The sequence below is a fragment of the Pseudomonas sp. O39 genome, assembly GCF_045447295.1.
In the GTDB taxonomy this organism is placed as follows: domain Bacteria; phylum Pseudomonadota; class Gammaproteobacteria; order Pseudomonadales; family Pseudomonadaceae; genus Aquipseudomonas; species Aquipseudomonas antarctica_A.
Map to the genome: position 1 here is coordinate 190,775 of NZ_JBJGXV010000007.1, position 15,074 is coordinate 205,848.

Genomic DNA, 15,074 nt, shown 5'->3' on the forward strand with positions numbered 1-15,074 from the left:
CATGACCGCACTCAACGAAGCACTGAGCCACACACTGAACCACCCACTGCATCAGGCGCGCCAACTGTTGGAGAACAGTCGGCGCTTTGTCCAGGCCAGCGATGACCCCTATGTGATCAGCCGCTTCGGCGATGTGCAGATTCGCATCGACGTGGCCGCCGCGCTGCTGGAACGCGCCGAAACCCATCCCAGCCCCGTGGCCTTGATCGAAGCACAAATCGCCGCCGCCGAAGCCCTCATTGCTGCCAGCAATGCTGAATTCGAACTGACCGGCCAACGCACCGCGCTGCCGTCGACCCTCGACGACCCGCTGCGCGGCAAATACCAGGCTGTCGGCAACTATCACCTCAACGGAGTGCTTTGATGTCCCGTGAAATCCGTTTGAATGCCTTCGACATGAACTGTGTCGGCCACCAATCCCCCGGCTTGTGGGCGCATCCGCGTGACCGCTCGTGGCAGTACAAGGACCTGGAATATTGGACCGATCTGGCGAAAATCCTTGAACGCGGCAAATTCGACGGGCTGTTTATCGCCGACGTGCTGGGTATCTACGATGTGTACAACGGCAACGGTGACGCGGCGATTCGCCAGGCCGCGCAAGTGCCGGTCAACGATCCCTTGTCGCTGATTGCGCCGATGGCCCTGGTCACCGAACACCTGGGCTTTGGCCTCACCGCATCGTTGTCCTTCGAGCATCCGTACCCGTTTGCCCGCAGGCTTTCCACGCTTGATCACCTGACCAAGGGCCGCGTTGGCTGGAACATTGTCACGTCGTACCTGGAAAGCGGCGCCAAGAACCTCGGCCAGAAAGCCCAGACCGAACACGACGCGCGCTATGACTATGCCGAGGAATACCTGGAAGTTTGCTACAAACTCTGGGAAGGCAGTTGGGAAGAGGGCGCCGTGCTGCGTGACCGCGAACGGCGGATTTTCAGCGACCCGAGCAAGATCCACGAGATCCGCCACGTTGGCAAACACTTCCAGGTGCCCGGTATTCACCTGTGCGAGCCATCGCCGCAGCGCACGCCGGTGCTCTACCAGGCCGGTGCGTCCAGCCGTGGCAAGCAGTTCGCCGCCGAACAGGCCGAGTGCGTGTTCGTCGCCGCGCCATCCAAGGTGCTGCTGAAAAAGACCGTCGCCGACATCCGCCGCCGCGCCGCTGAGGCGGGGCGTGATCCTAAGAAAATCCTGATCTTCAACTTGCAGACGGTGATCGTCGGCGAGACCGACGCCAAGGCGAAAGCCAAGTTCGAGGAGTACAAATCCTACGTCAGTTACGAAGGTGCAATGGCGCTGATCTCCGGCTGGACCGGCATTGATTTCAGCCAGTTCAAACCGGATGAGCCGCTCAAGCATGTGCACACCAATGCCATTCAATCGGCCGTGGAAGCCTTCTCCACGGCGGACCCGAACAAGGTCTGGACACCCAACGAGCTGGCCGATTGGGTCGGCATTGGCGGCTTTGGCCCGCTGTTTGTCGGTGGCCCCGAGACCGTGGCTGACCTGTTGCAGGAGTGGGTCGAAGAGACCGATGTGGACGGCTTCAACCTGGCCTACGCGCTGACCCACGAAACCTTTATCGACGCCGTGGACTTGCTGGTGCCGGAGTTGCAAAAACGCGGCGTGTACAAGACCGAATACGCCCAGGGGACCTTGCGTGAAAAGCTGTTCGGCGAGGGCGCGCGGCTGGCGTCGAACCATCCGGGTGCCGGCTATCGCGACCTCAAAGCGACCACCCTCTAACTGAACAAACTCAATGCATGTGGGAGCTGGCTTGCCTGCGATGGCGGTGGGGCAGCTGGAAAATTGCCAACTGACACGCCGCCATCGCAGGCAAGCCAGCTCCCACAGTTAATCGTTGTCGATCCAAATAATTCAGCCAGCGGACCACCGCACGCTTAACCACCCAATAGGAGTATTACCCCTATGAGCGTGCACGAACTCAAACGTCCGCAGGTGCTGGAATGGCCCGCTGAACGGCTCGACCATTTACCCAGAGCCCAGGCGCAATTGCACCACTGGGCGCAGATTACCCCGCTGCACATCGCCTTGCGGCACAAGCGCCAGGGCCAGTGGTATGCGTGGCGCTGGATCGATGCCTTGCGCGATGTGGAGCGCCTGGCCGACGGCCTGCGCCAGCAGGGTTTCGGTGAGCAATCGCGGCTGGCCCTCAGCGGTGCTTTCGAGCCCAACCTGTTGCTGTTGGCGCTGGCCGCACAGTCCATCGGCGGGCAAGTATTGACCCTGGCCGATGACCTGGAGCCCGAAGCCCTGTACCAGCAGCTGTGGCGCATTCATCCCACTCATTCTTATGCGCAGGGGCGTCAGCAGGTGCGGCATTGGCAGTCCGCCAACCTGTTGGATTTTAACCAACTGCTCGGCCCGGTAGACCCGGCGCAACATCTGCATCGCTGGTGGCAATCAAGCGGTGAAACCGTGTTGTGGAGTGAGGAGGGCACTCACTGGCAAGGCGGCCTGAAGGAGGTCCTGAAGCAATGGCTGAACAGCGGCCACGGCCTGGCATTTCCGGAAAGCCTCGCCTCGGCCCGGCGCGATTGCAGCGAGGTCGCGCCGACCGGCCTGCTGCTGTCGCCCGAGCGCTTGCAGCACGTGGCTGACGCTATCGAGCGTCGCCTCGCGCCCCCCGGCACCTGGCGTCGACGCCTGTGCGATTGGGCCATTGCGCACCCGCAAAGTGGCTTGCGGCGCCTGATCAAAAACCGCGTGCGCAAACTGCTGGGCTTCCAGCGCCTGGCTTACATCTGGCAGCCACCCAGCACGCAAAAGCCCCACAACGACCCAGCATGGCTGGCTGAATTCAAACGGGATATCGCATGAGCCAGGCCATTCTCCAAGTGCGGGATATCTCGCTGTCGTTCAAAGGGGTCAAGGCGATCAATGCCTTGTCCTTCCAGGTGCAGCGCGGCGAGATCTGTGCGCTGATCGGCCCCAATGGCGCCGGCAAAAGTTCGTTGCTCAACGTGCTTAACGGCGTGTATCGCTTTGACGCTGGTGAAATCGTTTTTGAGCAACACCACTTCCACCGCATCGACCCGTTGGGCGCCGCGCGTCGCGGCATCGGCCGCACGTTCCAGAACAACGCGCTGTTCAAGAAGATGAGCGTGCTCGACAACATCCTCACCGGCCTGTCGCGGCATATGCGCACCACCTTTATTGAACAAGCCCTCGACTTGCCGCGCGCGCGTCGAGAGGCCGAAGCGTTTCGCCTGCGTGCTCAAGGCATTCTCGAATTCCTCGAACTGCAAGCCCATCGCGATGTGCTGGTGGGCAACCTGTCCTATGGCCTGCAAAAGCGCGTAGAGCTTGGCCGCGCGTTAATCGCGGGCCCCAGCCTGTTGCTGCTGGATGAGCCCATGGCCGGGATGAATGCCGAGGAAAAACAGGAAATGGCCCGCTTCGTCGCCGATGTGAACCGCGACCTGGGCACCACCGTGGTGTTGATCGAACACGACATGGGCGTGGTCATGGGCTTGTCCGACCATGTGGTGGTGCTCGACTACGGACGCAAGGTTGGCGACGGCACGCCCGCCCAAGTACAGGCCAACCCGGATGTGATCGCGGCTTATCTGGGAGTTACGCACTGATGACGTTCTTCTTCGAAACCCTGCTCGGCGGCCTGCTCGCCGGCACCCTGTATTCGCTGGTCGCCATCGGCTTCGTGCTGATCTACAAGGCCAGCGGCGTGTTCAACTTCGCCCAGGGCTCGATGCTGCTGTTTGCCGCGCTGACCTTTGTCAGCCTGCATGACCAGGGCGTGCCGTTTGCCCTGGCGTTGTTGCTGACGGTGATTGTGATGATCGTTGGCGCCTTGCTCATCGAGCGTCTGGTATTGCGGCCGCTGGTCAATCGCTCGCAGATCACCCTGTTCATGGCCACCTTGGGCCTGTCGTTCATTATCGAAGGCCTCGCCCAAGGCGTGATGGGCTCGCAGGTGCGCGCGCTGGATTTGGGCATCGACGATGTGCCGCTGTTTGTCGGGCCGCTGATGCTCAGCCAGTTCGACCTGATCGCCGCGGCAGCCGCCGTGGTGCTGGTGACCGTGCTGGCGCTGCTGTTCAACAAGACGCGCATCGGTGTGTCGCTGCGTGCGGTGGCGGATGACACCACGGCGGCGTTGTCCATCGGCATCAACCTCAACCGCATCTGGCAGATCGTCTGGGCGGTGGCCGGCATCGTCGGCCTGGTGGCGGGCTTGTTGTGGGGCGCGCGCCAGGGCGTGCAGTTTTCCCTGTCGCTGGTGGTGCTCAAGGCTCTGCCGGTATTGATCATCGGTGGCTTTACCTCGATCGGCGGGGCGATCGTCGGCGGGCTGATTGTCGGCGCTGCGGAGAACCTCGCCGAGGTGTATATCGGCCCGCTGATCGGCGGCGGCATCACGCCATGGTTCGCCTATGTATTGGCCCTGGCCTTCCTGTATATCCGTCCCGCCGGCCTGTTCGGCGAGCGCGCCATCGAGCGAGTCTGAAACCATGTCGATTCCCGTTGCTCAACAAACTGCGCCGTTGCTGTTGATTCAGCGGCGTGTGCCCTGGGGTCTTATCGGCCTGTTGGTGCTGGCCTTTATCGTGGTGCCGCTGTGGGGCAATGATTATTGGCTGAATGCGATCCTGATTCCATTTTTGGTGCTGTCACTGGCCGGGCTGGGCTTGAACCTATTGACCGGCTACACCGGGCAAACCTCGGTGGGCGCGGCCGGGTTCATGGCCGTCGGTGCGTTTGCTACCTACGGCTTTCTGCTGCGCCTGCCGGAGCTGGGCTTGCCGGTGGCGCTGCTCGGTGGCGGGATCATCAGTGCATTGGTGGGGTTGGTATTTGGGCTGCCCAGCTCGCGGATCAAGGGCTTCTACTTGATGGTCACGACGCTGACGGCGCAATTCTTCCTGGAATGGCTGTTCGTCAAATTCCCCTGGTTCTACAACTACGGTTCCTCCGGCACCATTTCCGCGCCAAAACTCGCACTGTTCGGCCATGACCTCAATACGCCACTGGGCCGCTACCTGCTGACCCTGGTCACGGTGCTGCTGCTGACCTGGACCGCCGTCAACCTGGTCCGCAGCCAGGTCGGCCGCAACTGGATGGCGATTCGCGACATGGACACCGCCGCCGCCGTGGTCGGCATCCCGGTAGTGCGCTACAAGCGCCTGGCCTTCGCCGTCAGTTCGTTCTATCTCGGCATTGCCGGCGCGCTGTGGGCTTTCGCCTACCTGGGCACCGCCAGCGCGAGCAGCTTCGACATCAACCGTTCGTTCCAGATCCTGTTCATCATCATTATCGGTGGCATGGGCAGCATCGCCGGCAACTTTGTGGGCGCGGCCTTTATCAGTCTGCTGCCGATCTTTCTCAGCCATGCCGGGCAGGCGTTGTTCGGTGGTTCGGTGGACGCGGGGCAGTTGCAGAACCTGCAGAAAATCATCTTTGGCGTGTTGATCATCGTGTTCCTGATCAAGGAACCCGAGGGGTTGATCCGCCTGCTGCACAACCTGCGTGACCGTCTGCGGCAGTGGCCGCTGCGCTTCTAACATTCCCTCAAGAGCATCCAATATGCGTGCAACCTTCAAACGTTCTCTGGTCGGCGCGGCCTTCGCACTGGCTGCCCTGGCCGGTGCGGTACCCCAGGCAGTGGCGTCGCCCGACCAGCAATTTATCCCGTTGGCTACCTATCGTGTGGGCGCCTACGCGTCCAGTGGCGTGCAGGTGTGGGCCGGGATGATCGATTACCTGCGCTATATCAATGAGGTCGAAGGCGGCATCAACGGCGTCAAATTGGTGTGGCAGGAATGCGAGACCGAATGGACGGCGGAGAAGGGCATCGAGTGCTACGAGCGCTTCAAGAATGGCCTGGATGGCGCGCCGGTTGCGGTCTATCAGCCCAATGGTGCACCGGCCGCTTATGCCCTGAGCGAGCGGGCGGAGGTGGACAAGATCCCGCTGATTACCCTTGGCTACGGACGCACCGAAGCCACCGACGGCACGGTGTTCCCGTATAACTTTCCGGTGATGCTGACCTTCTACAGCGAAGCGTCGACCCTGGTGAACTACATCGCCCAACGCGAGGGTGGCTTCGACAAACTCAAGGGCAAGAAGATCGCCACGGTGTATCACGACTCGGCCTACGGGCGTGAAACCCTCGGCCCGTTGAAACTGTTGGCTGAGAAATATGGCTTTGAAAATATCCAGATCCCGGTGGCCGACCCCGGCAACGAACAGTCGGCGCAGTGGCGTCAGGTACGCCAGGCCAACCCGGACTGGGTGTTCCTGCGCACCTGGGGTGTGTCGACCCCGGTGGCGGTGAAAACCGCTGCGCGTTTCGGCTTCCCGGTGGACCACATCATCGGCGATATCTGGGCCAGTTCCAGCGAAGACGTGTTGCCCGCAGGCGCCGCTGCCAAAGGTTACCTGGCGCTCACGCCATACCCGGCCGGTGCCGATTTCGAGATCCACAAACGCCTCAAGCAGTCCGTCCTCGACAAGGGGCACAGCGACCTCAAAGACCTGAAAAACTTCGGCAGCGTCTACTACAACTCGGGTCTGGTAAACGCCGCCGTGGCCGTGGAAGCGATTCGCACCGCCCAGGCCAGGTTCGGCAAGCGCCCATTGAATGGTGAAGAAGGTCGCTGGGGCCTGGAGCACTTGAACATCGATGACGCGCGTCTCAAAGCCATGGGCTACCTGGGCCTGATGCAGAACCTCAAACTGTCGTGCCGCGACCACGAAGGTGGCGGCTCGGCGCGGGTGCAACAGTGGGACGGTGCCAACTGGACGCTGATCAGCGACTGGATCGCCGCCGACCGTGCATTGCTGCGCCCATTGATCGATGAAAAATCCGCCGCGTTCGCCAAGGAAAAAGGCCTGACGCCGCGCACCTGCACGGGGGACGAATAAGCCATGCGTCAGCCCGCCGCTGAACCCGCGCACTCGTCGCTGCTGACGGTCAACGACATCGAAGTGATCTACGACGGCGCGATCCTGGCGGTCGCCGGGGTCTCATTGACGGTGCCCAAGGGCGCCATCGTTGCCTTGCTCGGCGCCAATGGCGCCGGCAAGAGCACCACGCTCAAGGCGATTTCAGGGCTGGTGCGTGCCGAGCGTGCCGAAGTCAGCCGCGGCATGATCGAGTATGCCGGCCGCGATCTGGCCGGCATCGACCCCAGCCAGCGCGTGCGCCAGGGCATGGTCCACGTGTTGGAAGGCCGGCATGTGTTCGGCCAATTGACCGTGGAAGACAACCTGCGCAGCGGCGGCTTTGTGCGGCGCCTGAGCCGCAAAGACATGGAACACGACCTGGAACGCCTCTACGCCTGGTTCCCCCGGCTCAAGACCAAGCGCCATACCCGCGCCGGGCTGACCTCTGGCGGTGAGCAGCAGATGGTTGCCATCGGCAGGGCATTGATGACACGCCCCACGTTGGTGCTGCTCGACGAGCCGTCCATGGGGTTGGCGCCGATGATCGTGCAGGAGATTTTCGAGATCATCGCGCAGCTCAACCGCGAGCAGCAGGTGAGCTTTCTGATCGCCGAGCAAAACATCAACGTCGCGCTTAACTATGCGTCCCAGGGCTACGTGCTGGATACTGGGCGGGTGGCCTTGAGTGGCAGCGCCACAGAGTTGCTGGCGCGGGGCGATTTGCATGATATTTATCTGGGTAAACAGTAAGGGCGAATGTGCATGACTGAATCCATCCGCAACGCTGATGTGCTGATCATCGGTGGCGGTCTGAGCGGCACGATGTTGGCGGTGCAACTGCTGCGCTTGCCCGGGCAGCGGCATATCCTGGTAATCGAACCGCGTGCCGAGCTTGGCCGTGGCGAGGCCTACAGCGCCGTCGAATTGGGCCACACCCTCAATGGTAACGCCGCGCGCATGAGTGTCGACCCGGATAACGCGGATGACCTGACGCAATGGCTCACCGGCTACCTTGACGCCGGTGGTTGGCCGCAGGCGCACCAGCAGCCTGTGCCGATCAGTGAGCTGTTCCCGCCACGCGGGATTTTTGGTGTGTACGCGCAGCAGAGGTTGGCGGAGGCTAAGGCGCTGTCAGCGTCCACGGTCGAGCACATTCGTGCCGAGGTGGTCGACCTGATCGTGGACGAAACCTCCACACGCTTGACCCTCGATAACGGCCAGCAACTGCGCGGCGCCTACGCGGTGTTGGCCACCGGTATGTTCCCGGCGGCGCGCACACCACAGACCGAGTCCAGCGGCTTGAACGCAGCGGCGGTGGACCCGTGGGACGTCCAGGCCATGACCCGGATCGACCCGCAATCGACGGTGCTGATCATTGGTTCCGGGCTGACCATGGTGGATGCCGTGGTATCCCTGGAGCAGGCCGGTCATCGTGGGCCGATCGAGATTTTCTCGCGCCACGGTTTGTTGCCCCATGTGCGCCGACAGCCGCCGAGCTGGGAGGATTTCCTCGCCGCTGACCCCAGCCTGCGCAGCCCTCGGCAATTGCTGCGCGAGGTGCGGCGCCAATGCCGCATCGCGCAGGCCCAGGGCACCGACTGGCAGGCGCCGCTGGACACGGTTCGCGCGCACATAGGTCGCCTGTGGAGCCAGGCTGGCGAGCGCGAGAAACGCCAGTTCGTGCGCCATGTACGGCCCTGGTGGGAAAGCCATCACCATCGCTCGCCGCCGTTGAGTGCGCAGTTGGTGGCGCGGTTGCAGGAGGAAGGGCGACTACGCATTCAGGCGGCGTCGTTCAAGGACCTGGTCGCTTCCGATGACGCAGTGACGATCAACGTGCGTCGTCGCGGCGAGCAGGTGGTCAGTCAGGTAACGGGTGCGGCACTGATCAATTCCAGCGGCATTGAATACGATTGGCGCCGCGTGGCCCGGCCGTTACCGCAGCAGTTGCTCAAGCGCGGGTTGATCCAGCCCGGGCCGCTCGCGCTGGGGATTGCGGCGGATGTGTCGGGCGCGGTTGTCGATGCCGAAGGCAAGGTCAGCCAGCGTCTGTTCGCCATGGGCCCGCCGTTACGCGGGATGTGGTGGGAAAGCACGGCGGTGACTGATGTGGCGATTCAGGCCAAGGCGCTGGCGGCAAGGTTGACGCAACGCTAATTGTGGGAGCTGGCTTGCCTGCGATAGCGGTGGGTCAGCTAGAAATGTGTCAACTGATACACCGCCATCGCAGGCAAGCCAGCTCCCCCATTCTTGATCTCCACTGATCTTGAGGAGGTGTTCAACTTCCTGCTTTTACGAACCCAGGCTTGAGCCCAAACACTTCAACGCCTTGGGCGGTCGACTGCCCGGTCGTCACTTTCACCCGCTCCACCGGCTTATCCATCGCCGCGCGATACTCCACTGTCATGTCATCGCGGTTAATGGCCTGGCTCGGCACCACGATCGCCTGCTCATTGTTGTAAGTCACAATGGTCAAGCGTGCGCTCATCCCCAGCCGCACCCGTTGCAACTGCTGGGCGGTGAGCTTGGGAATCGACAATGTCACCGGAAACTGCGCGCTGCCCTGGCTATCGCTGGCAATCGCCAGGCCGCTGACCACACTGACGGACCCGGTCAGCCGCTCACCGTCGAACCCATCGCCCATCACCTCTACCGCCTGGCCCTGGTGCAATTGGTTGATGTCCAACTCCGACACCCTGGCGACAATTTTCAGCCGCTCGATGTTGGCCAGGCCGAACAGCACCTGCCCCTGGCTCACCTTGCTGCCGGCCTGGACCGGCGCGTTGTTATTACCGCCACTTTGAGGTGAATTATTATTGCCGGGGGCGGGCACCACGATGCCGGAGAAAGGCGCCTTGACCTCCTTGCCATCGAGCAACGTGTGCAGCGCGTCGTACTTCACCGTGGCGTTGGTCAGTTCCATATCAGCGATTTGCCTGTATTCGCCCTGGCCCTGAGCCTGTGCCTGCTGCAAATCGCTGCGTGCAGAGGCGAGGTCCAGTTGCTGCTGTTGGGTCTGTTGCTTGAGGTCATCCAGTTCGTTGCGCGGGATGATGCCGCGCTTGAACAGGTTTTCACTCTCGGTGAGTTTGCGCTGGGTGTTACCGGCGGTCATTTCGGCGGTGCGCAGGCTGCGACGCGCGCGGCTGACGGCGGGGCTGCTGTCCCAGTCCTGCATCTCTTGCACGGTGCGCCGGGCCTTTAGCTGGGCGGACAAGGCATCGCGCAGCTGCACTTCAAGGGTGGCCGGGTCCATGCGCAGCAGCACTTGGCCGGCTTCGACCCGTTGGCCCTGTTCTATCAGGTTGGCCAGCACGTTGCCGTCGAACGGCGCGGTAAGGGTGAGGGTGGTGTCGGGTTCGATCTTGCCCACCAGACCAATCTGATGCACCAGCGAGTCAGGCTTCACGGCCAGCCATTGTTCGGCTGTGTTCGTCTGCCCGGCATCGCTGCGGTGGCTGAGCGCGGTCACGCCGGCGCCTGTCAGCAGCACGATCAACGCAGCGCCCAGCAGGCGTGTTTTATTAGTAGTCATTGAGGGCGATTTCCCAACTTTCCAGGGTCATGCCCAGTGTCAGGTCGAACTGGGTCTGGGCGTTCAAATAAGCGATCAGCGCGTTGAGCTGCGCGTTCTCGGCATTGCGCAGGTCGGCCTCGAAACTCAGCACCTGGAAGTTGGTTGAGCGCCCGGCGCTGAGTTTCTCCCGCTCGATCTCGATCTTGCGTCGTGACAATTCCACGGCACGCTGGGAGATTTCATATTGGCGCCAGCGGGTGCCAAGGTCACGCACCACGTCGTTGACGTTGCGCTCCAGTTCCTGGCGCGCATCGGTGATGCGGATCTCCTGATCCTCCACATTCACCCGTGCTCGCACCTCGGCCTGGCGCGTGCTGATGTCGCCGATCGGGATCTGCACCTGAACACCGGCGTAGCTGTTCCATGTGCGGTTATTGCTGTTGCCATTGTCGATGTTGCTGTTGCTGTAGGCATCGCGTACCTGGTTGGCCCCGGCCACCAGGTCCACTTGCCAGCGTCCGGAATCCTTGGCGATGACCAGGTTGAGGTCGGCCTGCTGGCTACCGAGCAGGGCGGCGAGGTATTCCGGCTGCTGGGTTTGCGCGAGGTTGAAGGCCTGGCGCTTGTCGATGATCATTGGCTTGGCTTCCAGGGCCTCACTGGCGCGGATCGGCGTCGACAGGTCCAGGGCCAGCAGGCGCAATAAGGCCAGGCGGCTGGTGTCCAGCTGGTTGCGGGCTTCTTCCACACCGAGTTGCTGAGTCGCGATATCGGCTTCGGTCTGCACGATTTCGAACTCGGCCATGCGCCCCGTGCTGATCAGCGCCTTGTTCACTTCCAGCAGGGTGTTGGAACGTTTCAGGGCATCCTGGACGATGCTCAACTGCTCCTGGGCGCGCAGCAATTCACGGTAAGTGGCGATGATCTGGCTGATGGTCTGCGCCACGGTGGCCTTGAGGTTCAGACGGTTGGCCTGCTCCGACAGGCGCGACAGGCGCAGCGGCGCGGTGGTGGCGTCCCAACCTGCGCCGCGCATCAGCGGCTGGATGAGCGCCAGGTCCAGGCCATCGCTGCGGTAGCGGCCAGCGCGGTCGGCGGTGTTCAGTTGTTGGGTCCAGGCCATGCTCAGCCGGGTGCCGTACTCGCCGAGCAAGGTTGCATTCGGGGCCAGGTTGGCGTTGCGCGAATTATCGATGGAGCCGCGACTTTGGCGGTAATAACTGTTGAGGGTGAGCTTGGGGTTGAACGTATCTTCGGCCACCCGCAGGTCGAACTTCTGCGCCACCCGTTGCAGGTAGGCACTGCGGATCGCCGGGTTGTTGCGCAAGCCCAGGTACACCGCATCGCCCAGGGTCATCGTGGTGACCTGCGCGTTCAGCGACACGCTTCGATCGTAACCACTGCGGGTGGTGCTGGGGGCGGACGGGTTGATGACCACGTCGGCGGCCATGCCCGGCAGGCTCACCAGCACGAGCAGGCCTAGCCATTTATTCATCACGCAAGGCCTCCACCGGCTGCAGCCGCGAGGCCGAGACCGCCGGGTAGATGCCAAAGAACAAGCCCACCAGCAGCGTGCTGCCGACCCCCAGCGGCAGGGCGGCGGCAGCCAGCGCAAACTGCCAGCCCGACAGCCAGGCGTAGAGCCAGGCGGCAGTCATGCCCAGCACCGCGCCGCATAATGCGCCGACGGCCGTCAGGGTGACGGCCTCCAGCAGGAACAGGTTGCGGATATCGCGTTGGCGCGCACCCAGGGCCATGCGAATGCCGATTTCACGGCGACGCTCCGAGACATTCATCAGCATCACGTTCATCACCCCGACACCGCCGCCTACCAGGGAGATGGCGCCCAGGGCCAGCAACAAGTAGGCGAACGTGCGGCTTTGCCGGGTCATGCCATCGATCATTTGTTGGGGCACCTGGATGTCGACATCGTGGTCGGTGAGCTGGCTTTTCAGTGCGACGGCGGCGTCGCGCGCGATGCGTTCCATATCCTGCCCGGGGGTGGCGCGGATAATCACGTTACTGATTTGCGGGGTCGGGTAGATGCGGCGCATGCCTTCGGCGGGGATGAACAGGGATTCGTTGGCTTGCACCGGCATCAGCATGGCCCGGGGTTGGTTGTGCAGGATGCCCACCACCAGGAACAGGTAATCGTTGATGCGCACGCGGTCGCCCAGCTTCAGCGGGTCGCCCGGTTTACTCAGGGCCTGGGCGATCTGGTCGCCGACCACGCCGTAGGTTTCGCCGGCGTCGAAGCCGGACAGAAAACGCCCCTCACGTACCGCCAGGCGCATGGCGTCCTTGATGTCCGGCGTGGTGCCGACAAAGTTGGCGCTGATCGTGCGGCCGTGGAACACGATGGGTCCGCCGAACACACTGAGCGCGCCGATATGGGCGATGCCCGGCACCGATTGGCGCACGGCTTCAAGGTCAAGGCTGGCGCGCATCGGTGCATTGCTGTTGCCTTTGGGCGGGAACTGGGCGACGAGGGTGTCGGTGCCCATGTCCTTGAAAATCATCGCGGCATCCACCGCCGCGTTGTGGCCGATATTGATCAACGCCACCACCGATGAACTGCCGATCACGATGCCCAGCAGCGCCAGGATTGAGCGTTTGCCCAGGGTGCGCAGGCTGACGAACGCTTCATGCAGCAGTTGGCTGAGGCTCTGTTCGACCCGCAGGCTGCTCTCTACCCGCAGGCTCATAGGCGCTCGGCCTCATGCACCACGCCATTGCGTACCAGAATCTTGCGTTCCAGGCGCTCGGCGATATGCGGGTCATGGGTGACGATGATCAGCGTCACCTGCTGCTCGCGGTTGAGGGCCAGGAGCACGTCCATGATCTCCTGGGCGGTGGTGCTGTCGAGGTTGCCGGTGGGTTCGTCGGCGAGGATCACCGACGGCTTGCCAACCAGGGCGCGAGCAATTGCCACGCGCTGGCGCTGGCCACCGGAGAGGTCGGCCGGGCGGTGATGCGCACGTTCGGCCAGGCCGACTTGCTCGAGCATGCGCAGTGCCTGCTCCACTGATTCATGGCGCGACACGCCGCGGTAACTGAGGGGCAGGGCGACGTTGTCCAGCGCACTGAGGCGCGGCAGCAGGTTGAAGCTCTGGAATACAAAACCGATCTGCTGGTTGCGGATCGCGGCCAGTTCATCGGGCGTCGCGCTGAAAATATCGTGACCGGCAAAGTGATACCGGCCGCAATTGGGCAGGTCCAGCAGGCCGAGGATGTTGAGCAGGGTGCTTTTGCCGGAACCGGAGGCACCGAGTATGCCGCAGCTGTCGCCGCTGGCGATGGACAGGCACACATCATTGAGAATGGACAGGTGTTGCCCGGCGAGCTGATAGCTTTTGCCGATGCCTTGCAGGGAGATCAAGCCTGGGTGCGCGGGGGTATCTGTCATCATGACTACGCCTGCAGTCTCGACGGTGCCGTCATGCCCCCGGTAAATCCTTGTAACAAGTTCGGGAGCTGCCTGGTACGCGTCACGGACTGGTTTTGTTTCTTGTTTTTAAAATATTGTTTGAATGTTGTTTGAATAGTAACCGCGTTCAATCCGCTTCGCCAGCGATGGATGTAGAGCGGTTTCATCCTTTGAAACGCTTTTTCTGTGGCTCGGTTCAGGCGGTCACGAGTGCCTTCGGCTATCTTCAGAAAGCCCGGTTATACAGGCTTTTATAGGGATAAGGCGTGTCACTGCTTGCTTTCGAAAGGCCGCCCCGGTATAAAAAATCAAATTATTTTTTAAAACAATATTTCCCCCGTGGAACTCCTATGGTCGCGAAGAAACTCAGCGCTCCAAACGTTACCAAGACTCGACTGCTGGATGCGACAGAGGCGCTTTTCATCAAATACGGCTATGACGCCGTTCTGCTGCGGCAGATTACCGAGCGCGCGCAGGTGAACCTGGCCGCCGTCAACTATCACTTCGGGGACAAGGATTCCCTGATGAAAACCCTGCTGATGCAGCGCCTGGAGCCGCTCAACGAGCAACGCCTGGAATTGCTCGCGCGCTGCGAAGCCGAAGCCAGCGGCCCGCTCGATTGCGACACCTTGCTTGGGGTGCTGTTTGCCCCGGCCATGGGCCTGGAGCGCAGTGACCCGGCCAGCGGGGAAGGGCGGTCGTTCATTCGTTTCCTGGGGCGGGTCTACAGCGACACGTCGCCGTTTATCCAGGAATACCTCAAAGTGCATTACCAGCCGGTGTTCCAGCGCTTCTTCGAAGCGTTCGCCCTGGCGCTGCCGGATCTGCCACGCAACGAGCTGGGCGTGCGCCTGCAATTTGCCCTCAAGGCCATTTCCGGGGTGATGGCGGGGACGGAACTGCGGCTGCTGATGAACTCCATGAGCCTGGGCCGGCCAGCCACGGATGCTGAAGTGATGGCCAAGTTGATCACTTTGGTGTCGGCCGCGATTCGTGTACCGCAGCAAAGCCCCGAAGCTGAAACCGCGTTGGCCAAGGTGCTGGATACCCAGCGGGCCATTCGTGAGCAAGCGGTCGCGCCTGCCAGCAAGGCCGTGCGTTAACGCTCAAATCCCAGGCAAAAAAAGCCCGCTGGGGCGGCGGGCTTGATGTGCAACGTTTGTAACGGATGAGGCTTCACCCTACGGCTTCGGATGTGAATAAAGC

14 protein-coding genes are annotated in these 15,074 nt (G+C 62.2%); 10 read left to right on the top strand and 4 right to left on the bottom strand.

Annotated elements, in window-relative coordinates; genetic code table 11:
* The first annotated feature begins 1 nt into the window (after position 1).
* The 9 genes from ACI77D_RS13140 to ACI77D_RS13180 all read left to right on the top strand — a co-directional run bounded on the left by ACI77D_RS13140 (position 2) and on the right by ACI77D_RS13180 (position 9,081).
* Positions 2-364, top strand: coding sequence for an acyl-CoA dehydrogenase (locus ACI77D_RS13140; RefSeq protein WP_262665271.1), 363 nt, complete (start codon positions 2-4; stop codon positions 362-364).
* A complete protein-coding gene (locus ACI77D_RS13145) occupies positions 364-1,743 on the top strand; it encodes an LLM class flavin-dependent oxidoreductase (RefSeq protein WP_064452947.1) in 1,380 nt (459 codons plus the stop codon). Before ACI77D_RS13140 ends, ACI77D_RS13145 begins: the two co-directional genes overlap by 1 nt.
* 183 nt (positions 1,744-1,926) lie before the next feature.
* Positions 1,927-2,838, top strand: coding sequence for an AMP-binding protein (locus ACI77D_RS13150; RefSeq protein ID WP_407016721.1), 912 nt, complete (start codon positions 1,927-1,929; stop codon positions 2,836-2,838).
* Positions 2,835-3,605, top strand: a complete 771-nt coding sequence (locus ACI77D_RS13155) for an ABC transporter ATP-binding protein (RefSeq protein ID WP_064452945.1) — start codon at positions 2,835-2,837, stop codon at positions 3,603-3,605. The genes ACI77D_RS13150 and ACI77D_RS13155 overlap by 4 nt, the downstream gene beginning before the upstream one ends.
* On the top strand, positions 3,605-4,486 hold the full coding sequence (locus tag ACI77D_RS13160) for a branched-chain amino acid ABC transporter permease (protein ID WP_064452944.1): 882 nt from the start codon (positions 3,605-3,607) through the stop codon (positions 4,484-4,486). The genes ACI77D_RS13155 and ACI77D_RS13160 overlap by 1 nt, the downstream gene beginning before the upstream one ends.
* A 4-nt stretch (positions 4,487-4,490) precedes the next feature.
* On the top strand, positions 4,491-5,540 hold the full coding sequence (locus ACI77D_RS13165; RefSeq protein WP_262665266.1) for a branched-chain amino acid ABC transporter permease: 1,050 nt from the start codon (positions 4,491-4,493) through the stop codon (positions 5,538-5,540).
* Between the two features lie 22 nt (positions 5,541-5,562).
* Positions 5,563-6,903 (top strand): ABC transporter substrate-binding protein, encoded by a 1,341-nt coding sequence (locus ACI77D_RS13170; RefSeq protein WP_221295101.1) that lies wholly within the window; start codon positions 5,563-5,565, stop codon positions 6,901-6,903.
* A gap of 3 nt (positions 6,904-6,906) precedes the next feature.
* Positions 6,907-7,674: an ABC transporter ATP-binding protein gene (locus ACI77D_RS13175; protein ID WP_407016722.1), complete on the top strand. Its 768-nt coding sequence runs from the start codon at positions 6,907-6,909 to the stop codon at positions 7,672-7,674.
* Between the two features lie 12 nt (positions 7,675-7,686).
* Positions 7,687-9,081, top strand: a complete 1,395-nt coding sequence (locus tag ACI77D_RS13180; RefSeq protein ID WP_407016723.1) for an FAD/NAD(P)-binding protein — start codon at positions 7,687-7,689, stop codon at positions 9,079-9,081.
* A 121-nt stretch (positions 9,082-9,202) separates the two neighbouring features.
* Here ACI77D_RS13180 and ACI77D_RS13185 read toward each other — a convergent pair whose 3' ends face one another.
* From ACI77D_RS13185 to ACI77D_RS13200, 4 genes are read right to left on the bottom strand one after another with little or no spacing between them, the layout of a single operon-like run.
* Positions 9,203-10,459: an efflux RND transporter periplasmic adaptor subunit gene (locus ACI77D_RS13185; RefSeq protein ID WP_407016724.1), complete on the bottom strand. Its 1,257-nt coding sequence runs from the start codon at positions 10,457-10,459 to the stop codon at positions 9,203-9,205.
* Complete coding sequence (locus ACI77D_RS13190; protein ID WP_407016725.1) at positions 10,449-11,936, bottom strand: TolC family protein; 1,488 nt, start codon at positions 11,934-11,936, stop codon at positions 10,449-10,451. The genes ACI77D_RS13185 and ACI77D_RS13190 overlap by 11 nt, the downstream gene beginning before the upstream one ends.
* The gene (locus ACI77D_RS13195) at positions 11,929-13,146 is read right to left on the bottom strand and encodes an ABC transporter permease (RefSeq protein WP_064452937.1); all 1,218 of its coding nucleotides are present in this window, start codon (positions 13,144-13,146) and stop codon (positions 11,929-11,931) included. Before ACI77D_RS13195 ends, ACI77D_RS13190 begins: the two co-directional genes overlap by 8 nt.
* Positions 13,143-13,850: an ABC transporter ATP-binding protein gene (locus tag ACI77D_RS13200; protein ID WP_064452936.1), complete on the bottom strand. Its 708-nt coding sequence runs from the start codon at positions 13,848-13,850 to the stop codon at positions 13,143-13,145. The genes ACI77D_RS13195 and ACI77D_RS13200 overlap by 4 nt, the downstream gene beginning before the upstream one ends.
* Before the next feature lie 368 nt (positions 13,851-14,218).
* On the opposite strand from ACI77D_RS13200, the gene ACI77D_RS13205 reads away from it, so the two are divergent.
* Positions 14,219-14,971: a TetR/AcrR family transcriptional regulator gene (locus tag ACI77D_RS13205; protein WP_064452935.1), complete on the top strand. Its 753-nt coding sequence runs from the start codon at positions 14,219-14,221 to the stop codon at positions 14,969-14,971.
* Positions 14,972-15,074 lie beyond the last annotated feature (103 nt).